At 68.7% G+C, this 15,847-nt stretch carries 17 protein-coding genes and 1 pseudogene; 9 read left to right on the top strand and 9 right to left on the bottom strand.

Annotated features, from left to right (window positions below):
* Positions 1–241, bottom strand: a pseudogene (locus tag D0901_RS21305) (amino acid ABC transporter permease); the annotation flags it as partial.
* A 1-nt stretch (position 242) separates the two neighbouring features.
* On the opposite strand from D0901_RS21305, the gene D0901_RS21300 reads away from it, so the two are divergent.
* The gene (locus D0901_RS21300) at positions 243–671 is read left to right on the top strand and encodes a hypothetical protein (protein ID WP_233440451.1); all 429 of its coding nucleotides are present in this window, start codon (positions 243–245) and stop codon (positions 669–671) included.
* 71 nt (positions 672–742) lie between these two features.
* Here D0901_RS21300 and D0901_RS16010 read toward each other — a convergent pair whose 3' ends face one another.
* The 3 genes from D0901_RS16010 to hemE all read right to left on the bottom strand — a co-directional run bounded on the left by D0901_RS16010 (position 743) and on the right by hemE (position 3,412).
* On the bottom strand, positions 743–1,771 hold the full coding sequence (locus D0901_RS16010; RefSeq protein WP_129141313.1) for an amino acid ABC transporter substrate-binding protein: 1,029 nt from the start codon (positions 1,769–1,771) through the stop codon (positions 743–745).
* 224 nt (positions 1,772–1,995) lie between these two features.
* The gene (locus tag D0901_RS16005) at positions 1,996–2,340 is read right to left on the bottom strand and encodes a VanZ family protein (protein ID WP_129141312.1); all 345 of its coding nucleotides are present in this window, start codon (positions 2,338–2,340) and stop codon (positions 1,996–1,998) included.
* A 4-nt stretch (positions 2,341–2,344) separates the two neighbouring features.
* On the bottom strand, positions 2,345–3,412 hold the full coding sequence (hemE, locus tag D0901_RS16000; RefSeq protein ID WP_129141311.1) for a uroporphyrinogen decarboxylase: 1,068 nt from the start codon (positions 3,410–3,412) through the stop codon (positions 2,345–2,347).
* Between the two features lie 189 nt (positions 3,413–3,601).
* Between hemE and ribA the strand changes: the two genes are divergently transcribed.
* From ribA to arcC, 6 genes are all read left to right on the top strand, one after another.
* Complete coding sequence (ribA, locus tag D0901_RS15995) at positions 3,602–4,237, top strand: GTP cyclohydrolase II (protein ID WP_129141310.1); 636 nt, start codon at positions 3,602–3,604, stop codon at positions 4,235–4,237.
* Positions 4,238–4,283: 46 nt separating this feature from the next.
* Complete coding sequence (trhA, locus tag D0901_RS15990; protein WP_129141309.1) at positions 4,284–4,943, top strand: PAQR family membrane homeostasis protein TrhA; 660 nt, start codon at positions 4,284–4,286, stop codon at positions 4,941–4,943.
* A 113-nt stretch (positions 4,944–5,056) separates the two neighbouring features.
* Positions 5,057–6,484: an arginine-ornithine antiporter gene (gene arcD, locus D0901_RS15985; RefSeq protein WP_129141308.1), complete on the top strand. Its 1,428-nt coding sequence runs from the start codon at positions 5,057–5,059 to the stop codon at positions 6,482–6,484.
* A gap of 43 nt (positions 6,485–6,527) precedes the next feature.
* Positions 6,528–7,784, top strand: a complete 1,257-nt coding sequence (gene arcA / locus D0901_RS15980) for an arginine deiminase (protein WP_129141307.1) — start codon at positions 6,528–6,530, stop codon at positions 7,782–7,784.
* 13 nt (positions 7,785–7,797) lie between these two features.
* Positions 7,798–8,808 (top strand): ornithine carbamoyltransferase, encoded by a 1,011-nt coding sequence (locus D0901_RS15975; RefSeq protein WP_129141306.1) that lies wholly within the window; start codon positions 7,798–7,800, stop codon positions 8,806–8,808.
* An 80-nt stretch (positions 8,809–8,888) separates the two neighbouring features.
* On the top strand, positions 8,889–9,821 hold the full coding sequence (gene arcC / locus D0901_RS15970; RefSeq protein ID WP_129141305.1) for a carbamate kinase: 933 nt from the start codon (positions 8,889–8,891) through the stop codon (positions 9,819–9,821).
* Between the two features lie 16 nt (positions 9,822–9,837).
* On the opposite strand, the gene soxR is transcribed toward arcC, so the two are convergent.
* Positions 9,838–10,293, bottom strand: coding sequence for a redox-sensitive transcriptional activator SoxR (gene soxR, locus D0901_RS15965; protein ID WP_129141304.1), 456 nt, complete (start codon positions 10,291–10,293; stop codon positions 9,838–9,840).
* A gap of 71 nt (positions 10,294–10,364) precedes the next feature.
* Between soxR and D0901_RS15960 the strand changes: the two genes are divergently transcribed.
* The gene (locus D0901_RS15960) at positions 10,365–10,961 is read left to right on the top strand and encodes an NADPH-dependent FMN reductase (RefSeq protein ID WP_129141303.1); all 597 of its coding nucleotides are present in this window, start codon (positions 10,365–10,367) and stop codon (positions 10,959–10,961) included.
* A gap of 50 nt (positions 10,962–11,011) precedes the next feature.
* Positions 11,012–12,886 carry an ABC transporter ATP-binding protein gene (locus D0901_RS15955; RefSeq protein ID WP_129141302.1) on the top strand — a complete coding sequence of 625 codons (1,875 nt, stop codon included), beginning with the start codon at positions 11,012–11,014 and terminating at the stop codon, positions 12,884–12,886.
* Between the two features lie 3 nt (positions 12,887–12,889).
* Here D0901_RS15955 and D0901_RS15950 read toward each other — a convergent pair whose 3' ends face one another.
* The 4 genes from D0901_RS15950 to djlA all read right to left on the bottom strand — a co-directional run bounded on the left by D0901_RS15950 (position 12,890) and on the right by djlA (position 15,838).
* Positions 12,890–13,516: a glutathione S-transferase family protein gene (locus D0901_RS15950; RefSeq protein ID WP_129141301.1), complete on the bottom strand. Its 627-nt coding sequence runs from the start codon at positions 13,514–13,516 to the stop codon at positions 12,890–12,892.
* Positions 13,517–13,585: 69 nt separating this feature from the next.
* Positions 13,586–14,326: a siderophore-interacting protein gene (locus D0901_RS15945; protein ID WP_129141300.1), complete on the bottom strand. Its 741-nt coding sequence runs from the start codon at positions 14,324–14,326 to the stop codon at positions 13,586–13,588.
* A 246-nt stretch (positions 14,327–14,572) separates the two neighbouring features.
* Positions 14,573–14,878 carry a hypothetical protein gene (locus tag D0901_RS15940; RefSeq protein WP_129141299.1) on the bottom strand — a complete coding sequence of 102 codons (306 nt, stop codon included), beginning with the start codon at positions 14,876–14,878 and terminating at the stop codon, positions 14,573–14,575.
* 186 nt (positions 14,879–15,064) lie between these two features.
* Entirely contained in the window at positions 15,065–15,838 is a 774-nt protein-coding gene (djlA, locus tag D0901_RS15935) for a co-chaperone DjlA (RefSeq protein ID WP_129141298.1), read from the bottom strand.
* Positions 15,839–15,847 lie beyond the last annotated feature (9 nt).

Genomic DNA, 15,847 nt, shown 5'->3' with positions numbered 1-15,847 from the left:
CCTTGAGCTCGGGTATCGACCACGCCAGCGGCGAACCACTGGCCAGAAACACGATCAACGGCAGACCGACGACCAGGGCGGCACCGATCCGATACATCGGCAGCGCCTTGCCGGTGGCCGCCTGGCGGCGACGGGCGAAGATCGTCAGCGCCACGGTGAGGACCACCGCGACCGCCAGCGCCCAGGGCGTGGCGGCGAACCCCGGCAACGCCTCGGGGGCCGGCACCACCAGGCCGCGCACGTTGAAGAAGATGCTGTCGAACAGCGACAGGCTCTGGCGCGGCGAGGGGCCGCGCCAGCAGCCAGTTGGGCGAGAGCCGGGCGATGCCCACCGCGAAGCCGATGATCGTCGCCGCGACGATGCCCAGCACCGAGACCAGCAGGGTGTTGAGCAGGCCGATCACGAAGGTGCGGCCGTAGGTGTCGTCGCTGGTGTAGTCGATCAGCGTCTGGGGGATGGAAAAGCCGGCACGCTCGCCGAGGAAGTCGAAGCCGGTGCGGATGCCGCGGGCCTCGAGATTGGCCAGGGTGTTGTGGACCAGAAAACCGATGAAGACCGCCAGGAACGCGAACAGCAACCCCTGGACGATCAGGGCGCGCATGGCGGGGTCGCGCCACAGCGGACCCCGCCCGCGACGCGGGATGGACGTGGTGGGACGCAGCATGAGTGATCTCGACTGGGGCGGATAAGCCTGACCCGCGCGCCCTCGTGAGGCGCGCGGGGCTCGTTACGTCCAGCGGCTCAGCGAACCGGCGGTGCGTACTGGATGCCGCCGTCGGTCCACAGCGCGTTGATGCCCCGCTCGACCTCGAGCGGCGAGTCCATGCCCACGTTGCGGGCGTAGACCTCGCCGTAGTTGCCCACCTGCTTGACGATGTTGTAGGCCCAGTCGTTGGACAGCCCCAACTGCTCGCCGAAGGTGCCGTCCTTGCCCAGCAGACGTGCCACGTCGGGGTTGGGCGGGTTGTCGCGCATCGCGTCGACGTTGTCGCGGGTCACGCCCAGTTCCTCGGCGTTGAGCATCGCGAACAGCGTCCACTTGACGATGTCGAACCATTGGTCGTCGCCCTGGCGGACCACCGGGCCCAGCGGCTCCTTGGAGATACGCTCGGGCAGGATCTTGACGCTGGACGGATCGGCGAGCTGCAGGCGCAGCGCGGCGAGCTGCGAGGAGTCGGAGGTCAGCACGTCGCAGCGGCCGCTGTCGAAGCCCTGGGCGGTCTGGTCGGAGGTGTCGAAGGCGACCTGCTGGAACTGCATGTCATGGGACTTGAAGTAGTCGGCCATGTTGAGCTCGGTGGTGGTGCCGGCCTGCACGCAGATCGAGGCGCCGTCGAGTTCGCTGGCGCTGTCGATGCCCAGATCCTTGCGGATCAAAAAGCCCTGCCCGTCGTAGAAGTCGACCCCGGCGAAATTGAGCCCCAGGGAGTTGTCGCGGGTCGCGGTCCAGGTGGTGTTGCGCGAGAGCACGTCGATCTCGCCGGACTGCAGCGCGGTGAAGCGTTCCTTGGCGGTCAGCGGGGTGAAGGAGACCGCCTCGGGGTCGGCGAAGACCGCCGCCGCCACGGCACGGCAGAACTCGACGTCGAGCCCCTGCCACTGGCCGTCCTGGTCGGGGGCCGAGAAGCCGGGCAGGCCGGTGCTCACCCCGCAGCGAAACTCGCCTTCGCTCTTGACGTCGTCGAGCGTCGCGGCCTGTGACTGGGAGGCCACAGCCGCCGCCAGCAGGGCGGCGGGCAACAGGATCAGGCTGTTGTTCTTGATTCGCATGTCGGATTCAACTCCCTGTCGTTGTCATTGTCGGTGCATGCAGGCGCATGGCCCGAACAACGCTTGCAAGGAGCGTTCCAACCTGGCCCGTGAGTCGCTTTCATCTCATGGCAACGTGGGATTTGCCGCGGCGATGCCACCCCGCGGCGGCGACACGAGCGCCATCAGCGTGCGATCGCGTGCCTCGACGCGCCGTTTCGGTGCGGGGCCGACGGCGGCCGCCGTCAGGCAGCGGTGCGCCGACGTCGCCAGGCCAGCAACAGGCCGCCGGCCAGCAACGCCCCCAGGGTGTTGGCGAGGATGTCCAGCGGGTCGCCGCCGGCCCGCCCGGGCACGCCGAGCTGAGCCAGCTCGATGACGATCCCGTAGACGACGGCGACCCCAACGGCGACCGCCAGACGCCAGCCTGCCAGCCCCAGCGCACCGCTGAGCGCGGCGTAGGCCGCCAGGTGGTTGAACTTGTCCCACGGCAGATGCGCGGGCAATTCGTCGGCGGGGGTCAGGCTGCCCCAGGCGATGCCCGCGGCGACGCCCAGCGCCGCCAGGGCCCACCCCCGATGGCCGGGCATCGCCTCAGCCCAGCGGATGGTAGGCCGGGCTCAGCTCGTGCAGCGCCTCGAGGAAGTCGCTGACGCGCTGCGGGTCGGTGTGCTGGCTGATGCCGTGGCCCAGGTTGAAGACATGCCCCGGGCCGGCGCCGTAGCTGTCGAGGATGCGTGCCACCTCGGCGCGGATCGCCGCCGGCCGCGCGAATAGCACGCTGGGGTCGAGGTTGCCCTGCAGGGCGACCCGGTGGCCGACCCGCGAGCGGGCATCGCTGAGTTCGGTGGTCCAGTCGAGCCCCAGGGCATCGGCCCCGGTCGCGGCGAGATGTTCGAGCCACTGGCCGCCGTTCTTGGTGAACAGGATCACCGGCACCCGCCGACCGTCGCCATCGCGCTGCAGCCCGGCGACGATCTGCTCCATGTAGCGCAGCGAGAACTCCAGGTAGGCCGGCGTCGACAGCGCCCCGCCCCAGGTATCGAAGATCTGCACCACCTGGGCGCCGGCACGGATCTGCGCGTTGAGGTAGTCGGTCACGGCGTGGGCCAGCAGGTCGAGCAACTGGTGCATCGCCTCGGGGTTGCCGTAGAGCATGCCCTTGACGTGGCGGAAGTCCTTGCTCGACGCTCCCTCGACCATGTAGGTGGCCAGCGTCCAGGGGCTGCCCGAGAAGCCGATCAGCGGCACCCGGCCATCGAGTTCGCAGCGGATCGCACGCACCGCGTTCATGACGTAGTCCAGGTCGCGCTCGGCGTCGGGCAGGGTCAGCGCTTCGACGTCGGCCTGGCTGCGCACCGGCTTTCTGAACTTGGGCCCCTCGCCGGTCTCGAAATACAGCCCCAGCCCCATGGCGTCGGGAATGGTCAGGATGTCGGAGAACAGGATCGCCGCATCCAGGGGGAACCGCTCCAGCGGCTGCAGCGTCACCTCGCAGGCCCGGGCGGTGTCGCGGCACAGGTCCATGAAGCTGCCGGCCTCGCCGCGAACCCGGCGATATTCGGGCAGATAGCGCCCGGCCTGACGCATCATCCATACCGGGGTGCGGTCCACCGGCTCACGGGCCAGGGCACGCAGAAGGCGGTCGTTCTTGAGTTCCATGAAAGTCTCGCTGTTCGCGGTTTTGACCCATTGTAACGGATGCGCCGGGGGGATTGGCGAGCGCCGTGCAACGCCGTGTGCGCCCTGCCGGCAAGACGCGATACGGGTGAGCTCGATCGGCGATCCTGCTACCATGGACGCTTCATCGGCCGGGCGCTGGTGCCCGCCGGTTCGTTGTCGAGGGTAACCGTGACGATTCGCTTCATCGCCGCCTCCAGGCTCCCCACCCCCTGGGCCACCTTTACCATGCACGGCTTCGAGGACGAGGCCACCGGCAAGGACCACATCGCCCTGACGCTCGGCGACGTGGCGATCGGCGAGCCCGTGCTGGGGCGCGTCCACTCCGAATGCCTGACCGGCGACGCGCTGTTCTCGATGCGCTGCGACTGCGGCTACCAGCTTCAGGAGGCGCTCAAGCGCATCGCCGCGGAAGGCCGTGGCGTGCTGCTCTACCTGCGCCAGGAGGGGCGCGGCATCGGCCTGCTCAACAAGATCCGCGCCTATCATCTGCAGGATCAGGGCTATGATACGGTGGAGGCCAACGAGCACCTGGGCTTCGGCGCCGACCTGCGCCGCTACGACCTGTGCGTGCCGATGCTCGAGCATCTGGGCGTCTCGTCGCTGCGCCTGATGACCAACAATCCGCGCAAGGTCGACGCCCTGACCCGGGACGGCGTGACCATCAGTGAACGCGTGCCGCTGACCACCGGTCGAAACCCCCACAACGAGCACTACCTGTCGACCAAGGCCGGCAAGCTGGGCCACATGATGGCACTCGACGACTTCACCCCGGCCGGCGATGTGGATATCGAACGCAAGCCCTGAGCGCGCTGCGATCGCGCACCCGGCTTGCCATGCGGGAGGCGCAACGATGAGTTCCGAGCCCACTGACGACACGACCTACAGTCTTCTCGAGGAGTCCCTGCACAGCATCAGCCACGGCATCGGCGCCGCGCTGAGCCTGGCCGGCATGGTGGTGCTGATCGTGCTCGCCAGCCTGGCGGCCCACGTCGACCCCTGGAAGATCGTCGGCGTCAGTCTCTACGGCGCCACCCTGGTGCTGCTCTACACCGCCTCGACGCTCTATCACGGCTTTCGCCATCCGCGCCTCAAGCGCGCCTTCAAGATCCTCGATCACTGCGCCATCTATGCGTTGATCGCCGGCACCTACACGCCCTTCCTGCTGGTCAACCTGCGCGGGCCGCTGGGCTGGACGCTGCTGGCGGTGATCTGGACGCTGGCCCTCGGCGGCATCGCCCTGAAGCTGATCTGGCCGCAGCGCTTCGGCGTGCTGCGGGTCGCCGTCTACCTGCTGATGGGCTGGCTGATCGTGGTCGCCTCGGGCGAAATGGGCCGCGCGCTCTCCGCGACCAGCCTGGACCTGCTGATCGCCGGCGGCATCACCTACACCGTGGGGGTGCTGTTCTACGCGATCCGCGCCATCCCCTTCCACCACGTCATCTGGCACCTGTTCGTGCTGGGCGGCAGCGTCTGCCACTACCTGGCGGTCTACAACGCCGTGCTCGCCTGACGACCACGGCCCCGACCGGCGCTTCAATCCATCCGGGTTGATCCATATCAGCCCGCCCCCTCCCGGCTCGCTCTAGACTGGCGTTGACATTCATCAACGCAGGGAGAGCCGTCATGGCCGTGACGCCACCTCGACTGAAGCTCGGCGCGCTGATCGCGCTGGTCGTGGGATCGATGATCGGCGGGGGAATCTTTTCACTGCCCCAGAACATGGCGGCCAGCGCCGGCGCCGGGGCCATCCTGATCGGCTGGGCCATCACCGCGGTGGGCATGCTGGCACTGGCCTTCGTCTTCCAGAGCCTGGCCAACCGCAAGCCGGAACTCGACGCCGGCGTCTATGCCTACGCCAGGGCGGGCTTCGGCGCCTACATGGGCTTCTCCTCGGCGTGGGGCTACTGGATCAGCGCCTGGATCGGCAACGTCAGCTATTTCGTGCTGCTGTTCAGTACCCTGGGGATCTTCTTCCCGATCTTCGGCGAGGGCAACAACCTGCCCGCGATCGTCGCCGCCTCGCTGGTACTCTGGGGCGTGCACTTTCTGGTGCTGCGCGGCATCCGCGAGGCCGCCTTCGTCAACCTGGTCACCACCGTCGCCAAGCTGGTGCCGCTGCTGCTGTTCATCGTGCTGGTCGCCACCGCCTTCCGCTGGGACGTCTTCACCCGGGATTTCTGGGGCCTGCAATCCCCCGATCTGGGCGGCGTCATGAACCAGGTACGCAACATGATGCTGGTCACCGTGTGGGTGTTCATCGGCATCGAGGGCGCCAGCGTCTACTCGGCCCGCGCCGAACGCCGTCGCGACGTCGGCCGGGCCACCGTGATCGGCTTCGTCGGCGTCCTGCTGGTGCTGGTCCTGGTCAACGTGCTGTCGATGGGCGTGCTGTCCCAGCCCGAGCTGGCCGGGCTCGGCAACCCCTCGATGGCCGGCGTGCTGGAACACGTGGTGGGTCACTGGGGCGCGGTGTTGATCGGCATCGGCCTGATCGTCTCGCTGAGCGGGGCGCTGCTCTCCTGGACGCTATTGTGTGCCGAGATCCTGCATGCCGCGGCCCGCGACGACACCATGCCGGCCTTCCTCAAGCGCGAGAACGCCCGCCAGGTGCCGGCCAACGCGCTGTGGCTGTCCAATGGCCTGATCCAGCTGTTCCTGGTGCTGACCCTGTTCAACGAATCGACCTACCTGAGCCTGCTCTACCTGGCGACGTCGATGATCCTGGTTCCCTACTTCTGGTCGGCCGCCTACGCCCTGCTGCTGGGCCTGCGCGGCGAGACCTACCAGAACGCGCCCGGCGAGCGTCGCCGCGACATCGTCGTCGCCCTGATCGCCACGCTGTACGCCGTCTGGCTGGTCTACGCCGGCGGCATCCAGTACGTGCTGCTCTCGGCCCTGCTCTATGCACCGGGGGCGCTGTTCTTCGCCAAGGCCCGCCGCGAACAGGGCCAGCCGGTCTTCACGACCGTCGAGAAGGGCATCGTCGCGCTGGTGTTGCTCGGCGCCCTGCTGGCCATCTACGGGCTCTACAGCGGTTTGCTGAGCCTGTGACGCGCCCCGTTTCCCCTTTCCACCGCCACTGAGGACCTTCGCCATGTCAGTTACCGCGCTTTCCCCCGGCGTGTACTCCGAGATCGGCAAGCTGCGCCGGGTCATGGTCTGCTCGCCGGGACTCGCTCACCGGCGTTTGACCCCGGCCAACTGCGACGACCTGCTGTTCGACGACGTCATCTGGGTCAGCCAGGCCAAGCGCGATCACTTCGACTTCGTCACCAAGATGCGCGAGCGCGACGTGGAAGTGCTGGAAATGCACGATCTGCTGGCCGAGACCGTCGCCGACGCGCGGGCGCGCCAGTGGCTGCTCGACCGCAAGGTGACGGTCGACCGGGTGGGCCTCGGCCTGCAGCAGGAGGTGCGCGCCTGGCTGGAAGAACTCGAGGCGCCGCGGCTGGCCGAGTTCCTGATCGGCGGGGTCACGCCCGACGACATGGCGGGCACCCACGGCGGCGAGATTCTCGGCATGTTCCGCGATTACCTGGGGCACTCGAGCTTCATCCTGCCGCCCCTGCCCAACACCCAGTTCACCCGCGACACCACCTGCTGGATAAACGGCGGCGTGACCCTGAACCCGATGTTCTGGCCGGCGCGTCGTCAGGAAACCCTGCTCGCCGCGGCGATCTACCGCTTCCACCCGCTCTTCGCCGAGCAGGAATTCCCGATCTGGTACGGCGACCCCGACATCGACCATGGCCCCGCCTCGCTGGAAGGCGGTGACGTCATGCCGCTGGGCAACGGCGTGGTGCTGATCGGCATGGGCGAGCGCAGCTCGCGCCAGGCCATCGGCCAGCTCGCCCGGACGCTGTTCGATCACGAGGCCGTGGAACGGGTCATCGTCGCCGGCCTGCCGCGCTCGCGCGCCTCGATGCACCTCGACACGGTGTTCACCTTCTGCGACCGCGACCTGGTGACCATCTTCCCCGAAGTGGTCGAGGGCATCGTCGCCTTCAGCCTGTATCCCGACGCCGGCAAGCCCGGCGGCATCGACGTGCGCCGCGAGACGCGCGGCCTGCTCGAGGTGGTCGCCGAGGCCCTCGGCCTGCCCGCCCTGCGCGTGGTGAAGACCGGCGGCGACAGCTTCGAGGCCGAGCGGGAGCAATGGGACGACGGCAACAATGTCGTCGCCCTGGAGCCCGGCGTGGTGATTGGCTACGACCGCAACACCTACACCAACACGCAGTTGCGCAAGGCCGGCGTGGAGGTCATCACCATCGACGCCAGCGAACTGGGGCGCGGCCGCGGCGGCGGCCACTGCATGACCTGCCCGATCGTTCGCGACCCCATCGACTACTGAGGAGGGACCCGTCATGGCCTTCAACCTGCGCAACCGCAGCCTGCTCAACCTGATCGACTACAGCGAGCGGGAACTGCATTTCCTGCTCGACCTGTCGCGGGACCTCAAGCGCGCCCGCTACGCCGGCACCGAACGTCGCCATCTCGTCGGCAAGAACATCGCGCTGATCTTCGAGAAGACCTCGACCCGCACGCGCTGCGCCTTCGAGGTCGCCGCCTACGACCAGGGCGCCAACGTCACCTACATCGACCCCACCTCGTCGCAGATCGGTCACAAGGAAACCATGAAGGACACCGCCCGGGTACTGGGGCGGATGTACGACGCCATCGAGTACCGCGGCTTCGCCCAGGCGACCGTCGAGACGCTGGCGCGCTACGCCGGGGTGCCGGTCTACAACGGTCTGACCGACGACTACCACCCCACGCAGATGCTCGCCGACGTGCTGACCATGCGCGAACACAGCGACAAGCCACTCCACGAGATCCGCTACGCCTACCTCGGCGATGCCCGCAACAACATGGGGCGCTCGCTGCTGCTGATCGGCGCCAAGCTGGGCATGGACGTGCGCATCGCCGCGCCCAAGGCGCTCTGGCCGCCCGCCGAGCACCTCGAGGCCTGCCGGGCGATCGCCGCGACCAGCGGGGCGCGCCTGACACTGACCGAGGATCCCCGCGCCGCCGTCGAACACGTCGACTTCATCCACACCGACGTCTGGGTCTCGATGGGCGAGCCGTTGGAAACCTGGGACGAGCGCATCGACGAACTGCTGCCCTATCAGGTCAACCGCGCACTGCTCGAGGCCGCCGACAACCCGCGCGTGCGCTTCATGCACTGCCTGCCCGCCCTGCACAACGCCGAGACCAAGGTCGGCGCCCGACTCGCCGAGCGCCGCCCGGAACTCGCCCAGGGCGTGGAAGTGACCGACGAGGTGTTCGAGTCGCCCGCCTGCATCGCCTTCGAGCAGGCGGAAAACCGCATGCACACCATCAAGGCGGTGCTGGTCGCGACGCTCGGCGAGCGCTGAGCGCGGGCGATCGCTGCGGGACAAGGACCGCCCGGCGCCAGCGTCGCGGCGGTCGACCATCGACTGACAGGAGACACGCCATGCGTATCGTCGTCGCCCTGGGCGGCAATGCCCTGCTGCGCCGGGGGGAGCCGCTCACGGCCGAGGCCCAGCGCGACAACATTCGTCTCGCCTGCCGGCAACTGGCCCGCATCGCCCCGGGCAACGAGCTGGTCGTCGCCCACGGCAACGGCCCCCAGGTCGGCCTGCTGGCACTGCAGGGCGCCGCCTACGAGGCCGTCGAGCCCTACCCCCTGGACGTGCTCGACGCCGAGACCGAGGGCATGATCGGTTACGTCATCGAGCAGGAACTGGGCAACCTGCTGCCCGCCGAGACCCCGCTGGCCACCCTGCTCACCCAGGTCGAGGTGGACGCCGACGACCCCGCCTTCCATCACCCCACCAAGCCGATCGGCCCGGTCTACTCCCGCGAGGAGGCCGAGCGACTGGCCCGCGAGAAGAACTGGTCCATCGCCGCCGACGGCGACCGCTATCGGCGCGTCGTGGCCAGCCCCCGGCCACAGCGCATCTTCGCCATCCGGCCGATACGCTGGCTGCTGGAAAAGGGCAGCGTGGTGATCTGCGCCGGGGGCGGGGGCATCCCCACCGCCTACGACGCGGCAGGCCAGTTGCAGGGTATCGAAGCGGTGATCGACAAGGATCGTTGTTCGGCGCTGCTCGCCGAGCAGCTCGATGCCGACCTGTTGATCATCGCCACCGATGTCGACGCCGCCTATGTCGACTGGCAGAGCCCGTCGCGCCGGGCGATCGCCCAGGCCTCGCCCGAGGCGCTGGATGGCCACGAATTCGCCGAGGGCTCCATGGCGCCCAAGATCCAGGCCGCCTGCGATTTCGCCAGACACACCGGCCGGCCCGCGACGATCGGCGCCCTGGCCGACATCGAGGCCATCGTCCAGGGCCGGGCCGGCACCCGCATCGACCGCCACGTCGACGGCATCCGCTATCGCCCGTAAGGCTCCCGCCGGCGGCTCACGTCTCGAGCCGCCGCGCCCCGCTCGCCGTCGCGCCCAGCACATCCTCGGGGTTGCGCAGCGGGCAGCTCTCCAGCGACAGACAACCGCAGCCGATACAGCCGTCGAGTTGATCGCGTAGCTTGCTCAGCGCATCGATCCGCGCCTGCAGCGACTCGCGCCAGTCGGCCGACAGGCGGCGCCAGTCATCGGCGGTGGGCGTGCGTCCCGGCGGCAGGGTCGCCAGGGCCGCGCCGATCTCGGCCAATGGCACCCCGGTGCGCTGGGCGATCTTGATGATCGCCACCCGGCGCAGCACGTCACGGGTGTAACGCCGCTGGTTGCCGGCGTTGCGCCAGGATTCGATCAACCCCTTGCTCTCGTAGAAGTGCAACGTCGATACCGCGACGCCGCAGCGCGCCGCGACCTCGCCGACCGAGAGTTCGCGCTTGCGGGGATCGAGCCGTCGTCCCATGGCCTTGACCTCAAGTTTACTCGAGGTTCTAGAGTGCTCGACGTCGCCCGTCACGTCAAAGGAGCCTCGCCATGCCCGCACCGCTCAAGCTCGCCCTGATTCTCGGCAGCGCCCGTCACCGACGCTTCTGCGACCGGGTCGCCGGCTGGACGTGCCGCCAGCTGGCCGCCCACGGCGGCTTCGAGGTCGATGTCATCGACCCCGCCGAACTGCCGCTGTCGGTTCGCGACCAGCCCCTGCCGCGGGCGGCATGGGGGCACCTCGAAGAACGGCTGGCTGCGGCCGATGCCTTCCTGATCGTCACGCCGGAGTACAATCATGGCTACACGGCCGCGCTCAAGGCGCTGCTCGACACGGTGCACGACGCCTGGCAGGCCAAGCCGGTGGGCTTCGTCGCCTATGGCGGCGCCTCCGGCGGGCTGCGGGCGGTCGAGCAGTTGCGCCTGGTTTTCGCCTCGCTGCATGCGGTGACGCTGGGTGACACGGTAAGCTTCGCCCACGCCTGGGAGCGTTTCGGGCCCGGTGGCGCCCTCTACGCTCCACTGCGCGAGGATCGCCGCCTGGCGCTGCTGCTCGAGCGCCTCGCCTGGTGGGCCCGGGCACTGCGCACGGCGCGTCGTGCCGAGCCCTACGAGAGCGTCGGCCGGGACACCGCGACGAGCGTCTGACCGGCCCGCCTGGCCACCGACCACTAGCCCATCAAGGACGAGGTTGCCGCATGTTCCGCTGGTTCGAAAACCGACTCGATCCCTTTCCCGCCGAGAAGCCCGCGCGGCCGCCCGATACCCTGGTCGCCTTCTGCCTGCACTACACCCGCGGCGCCTGGCCCTACCTGGCGATCTCGGCGGTGCTGATGGCGCTGATCGCGGTCAGCGAGGTATGGCTGTTCCGCTTTCTCGGCAACATCGTCGACTGGCTCTCGGCCCAGGACCGGGCGACGTTTCTCGCCGATCAGGGCGCCAAGCTCGCGGGCATGGCGCTACTCGTCCTGGTCGTCCTGCCGGCGATGGTCTTCGCCCATTCACTGCTCAACCAGCAGACGCTGATGGGCAACTACCCGATGCGCATCCGCTGGCAGGGCCACCGCTACCTGCTCGAGCAGTCGCTGGGCTTCTATCAGGAGGAGTTCGCCGGGCGCATCGCCACCAAGCTGATGCAGAGTTCACTAGCGGTCCGCGAGTGCGTGATCAAGCTGTTCGACGTGCTCAACTACGTGATCGTCTACTTTCTCGGCACCTTGTTGCTGGTCGCCACCACCGACTGGCGCCTGGCCCTGCCGCTGGCGGCCTGGCTGGTCGGCTACCTGGTGCTGCTGCGCGTGTTCGTGCCACGCCTGGGACACGTCGCCGAGGATCAGGCCGACGCCCGTTCGCGGATGACCGGGCGCCTCGTCGACAGCTACACCAACATCCAGACCGTCAAGCTGTTCTCCCACGCCCGGCGCGAGGCGAGCTACGCCCGCGAGGGCATGCGAGGCTTCCTGGGCACGGTGCACCGCCAGATGCGTCTGGTGACGCTGTTCTACGGCGCGCTCTACGTGCTCAATGCGCTGCTGCTGTTCTCGGTGGCGGCCCTGGCGATCGTGCTGTGGCGGGAGGCGGCGGTGAGCGTCGGCGCGGTGGCGGTCGCCCTCGGCCTGGTACTGCGGCTGTGGGGGATGTCGCAGTGGATCATGTGGGAGGTCTCGGCACTGTTCGAGAGCGTCGGCACGGTGCAGGACGGCATCACCACGCTGGCCCTGCCCCACGCCCTCGAGGACGCCCCCGACGCCCGGGCCCTGCAGGTCGTGCGCGGCGGGCTGCGCTTCGAGCATGTGCGCTTTCACTACGGCAAGGGTGGCGGAGTGATCGAGGATCTCTCGCTCGACATTCGCCCCGGCGAGCGTATCGGCCTGATCGGGCCCTCGGGCGCCGGCAAGTCGACGCTGGTCAACCTGCTGCTGCGCTTTCACGACCTGGAGGGCGGCCGCATCCTGATCGACGATCAGGACATCGCCGGGGTGACCCAGGAAAGCCTGCGCGCGGCCATCGGCATGGTCACCCAGGACACCGCGCTGCTGCACCGCTCGGTGCGCGACAACCTGCTCTACGGCCGCCCGGACGCCGACGAGGCGAGCGTGCTCGAGGCGGCCCGCCAGGCCCACGTCACGCCCTTCCTCGACGGCCTGCGCGACAGCCAGGGGCGCAGCGGGCTCGACGCCCACGTCGGCGAGCGCGGGGTCAAGCTCTCCGGCGGCCAGCGCCAGCGTATCGCCATCGCCCGGGTGATGCTCAAGGACGCGCCGATCCTGATTCTCGACGAGGCGACGTCGGCGCTGGATTCCGACGTCGAGGCGGCGATCCAGGAGAACCTCGAGACGCTGATGGCCGGCAAGACGGTGATCGCCATCGCCCACCGGCTGTCGACCATCGCCGCCATGGACCGACTGATCGTCATGGACCGCGGGGCGATCGTCGAGCAGGGGCGCCACGACGAGCTGCTCGCCCGCGATGGCCTCTACGCCCGGCTCTGGCGGCGCCAGTCGGGGGGGTTCCTGGCACCCGGCGACAGTCGCGACACCGCCGCGGCACGCCCCGACATCAACCGCGCCTGACCCTCACTCGGCCGGGGTGAGTTCGGCCTCGCGCGCCCGGGCGGCGACCAGGGCCGGTCGCGCCATGCAGCGCTCGCGATAGGCATCGAGCGCCGCCGGCAGCGGCTGCTGGAAAGCCTGCGCCCAGCTCAAGGTGTGGCCGACGAAGATGTCGGCCAGCGAAAAGGCCCCCCGGACCAGCCAGTCCGAGCCGTCGAAACGCCGTGCCAACGCCCCGAGTGCGCGCTGGAACTCCCATTCGGCGGTGGGCAGGATCGCCGGCACCCGCCGCGCCTCGGGCAGGGCGAAGCGATGCTTGCCCAGCGTCCACAGCGGCTGTTCCAGCTCGCTGATGGTAAAGCTCAGCCATTGATCGACCTGTGCCCGGCCGGCCGTGTCCTCGGGCAGCAGGCGCCCCGCCCCGTAACGGTCGGCGAGATACCGGCAGATCGCCAGCGATTCGAACAGGGTCAGGTCGTCGTCGACCAGGACTGGCACCTTGCCATCGGGATGCAGGGCGAGATGGTCCTCGCGCTGCCCGGCCCCCGCCGCCAGATCCACGTGCCGGCAGCGATAGTCGAGGCCCAGTTCCTCGAGCGTCCAGGCCGCCCGCAGCGAGCGGCTGTTGGCAAAGCAGTGCAGGGTGAGCATGCGGCTATCCTCGCGGTGACGTCGGGGGATCAGTCTAGCGCGACGGCCGGTTCCGTGCCTGCATGCCGCTCAGGCATCGCGCTCGGCATCGGCCCGCTTCTCGAGACGATGGCCGTCCTCGCTGGCACCCGCCTTCCAGTAGCTGGAGATGTAGAACTCGCCGCGCTGCAGGCCGCATTCGTTCCTGAAATAGGCACGCAGCCTGCGCATGCCCGAGAACTCGCAGGCCGCCCACACTGCCGGGCGTCCGGGCAGCCAGGGCAGGTCGCGTACCGCGTCGAGCAGCCGGTCGCTGTTCGCGCCCGGATGGGGCTCGATCACCCACGCGATGTCGACCCCGGCCGGCTTGACGAGCGACTGGATGTCATCGGCGGTCGTCACTTCGATCACCGCCTGGCCTCGGGCGTCGGCGGGCAGGGCCGCGAGGTTGTCGGCGATCGCCGGTAGTGCGGTCATGTCGCCGACCAGCAGGTACCAGTCGGCACCGGCGGCAACGCGCTTTCTGGGCCCCGGGCCGCCGACGTCGATGACATCGCCCGGCTCGGCGTCGAGCGCCCAGCGCGAGGCCGGCCCACCGTGGTCGTGCACCACGAAGTCGATGTCGAGGGCGTCGTCGCGCTGGGCACTAACGGTATAGGTCCGTACCGCGGTCTGCCCATCGGCGGCGGGGCAGTGCAGCTTGACGTAGCCGCCGGCCTGGTCGGGCGGAAAGGTGCGCAAGCCGTCACCACCCAGGGTGATGCGCAGCATGTTGGGAGTGACGTAGCGTTTGCCGAGCACGGTGAAGGAACGGGGCGGGGAGCGTTTCATGCCGTCTCCTGGGGAAATTGCGAAACGAGTGACGGAGGCGCGAGCCGCAGCAAGCGGCCCGGGGTCGACCGGCGTGTCGACGATCATTGGCGACATAGTTGACTTTGTCAACCATTGCGGCGAACGGTCGACAGCCCCGGTCAGACTCCGCCGCCATGGGCCGCCCACGAAAAAGCTCCGGTGCGAATACCGGAGCTCTCGGGACACGACGCGCGATCGTCATTCGAGGCGCGGGTCACATACCGCTTACCAGTCGCTGCCGTGGCCCAGCCGCGGCTGATCTTCACTGGGCAGATGCGCCTGCTGCGGCAGGCTCGTCTTGTGTGCGGTATTCCGGGCGATGGTGCGCTGGGTCTGGGCCATGGCATCGCTGACGCCACTGACGTCGATGACCAGGGCATCGGCCTGCGAGGACGCAGCGTGCTCGGCGGACATCGGAGCCAGCGGCTCGTGGTTGACGTTCATGGCCTCGCGGGAAGCGACACTGGCCTGGGCCGCGACCGGCAGGACAGCGGCGGCGACGAGAGCGATGAGGGTGAGTTGGCGTTTCATGATCAATACCTCCTTGGCGTCATTTCTTAGGAGGCATTTTATTAACATGCTAATGTTATTTGAACTAAAGTCTAACTATCAAGGAACCCGGATAAATAGTCTAAAGCTATCATATACACCCACCCACGCGACGAACCACGCCGGCGGGCGAAATCAATGGTAAGAGGCGTATCGAAAGAGGCGGAATCAGGCGCTGCCGCGCGCCTGCTTGATCTGATCGTAGGCGTGGGTGATCTCGCGGGTGCGGGCTTCGGCCATCTCGCGCATGCTCTCGGGCAGGCCCTTGCCGGCCAGCTTGTCCGGATGGTTCTGGCTCATCAGCCGGCGATAGGCGCGCTTGATCTCGGCATCGCTGGCGTCACGCTCGACGCCGAGCACCCGATAGGCATCCTCGAGCGCCTGCTCCGAGGGCGCGCCGCCCGGCTGCTGCCCCGCACCGCCACGCAGCATCGCCTCGATCTGGGCGATCTCGGCCTCGCTGCAACCCAGGCCGCGTGCCACGCGCAGCAGCATCTCGTGCTCGGCCGGGTCGATCCGACCGTCGGCGACGATCGCCGACAGCTGAACCTGCAGGAAGACCTGCAGCAGCGCCCGCTGGCCGCGGGTCAGGCGACGCACCGTGGTCAGCTCGGCGTCGAGGTCGAAGTCGTCGGCCTTGCCGCGCTCGAAGGCGGCCCGCGCCTGCTCGCGCAGGGCGCCGCTCAGGTGCAGGCGGTCGTAGAGGCGTTCGGCGACACGCTCCTCGTCGGCGCTGACGTGGCCATCCGCCTTGCACAGACAGCCCATCACCGCGAAGGTCGAGTCGAGAAACTGGTTCTGCAACTGCGCCACCCGGGCGATGCCCAGGCCGCCGACCAGACGCCGGGCGAGCCAGCCCGCGGCGATCGCCCCGACCAGCAGACCGACGAGCCCGCCGATCCAGTAGCCGAGTACCGCGCCGATCAGTATCGCTGTAAGCATGCCGTCCTC

It is taken from the genome of Modicisalibacter coralii, from assembly GCF_004117855.1.
Classification (GTDB): domain Bacteria; phylum Pseudomonadota; class Gammaproteobacteria; order Pseudomonadales; family Halomonadaceae; genus Modicisalibacter; species Modicisalibacter coralii.
This window is presented reverse-complemented; position numbering and strand designations above follow the sequence as displayed.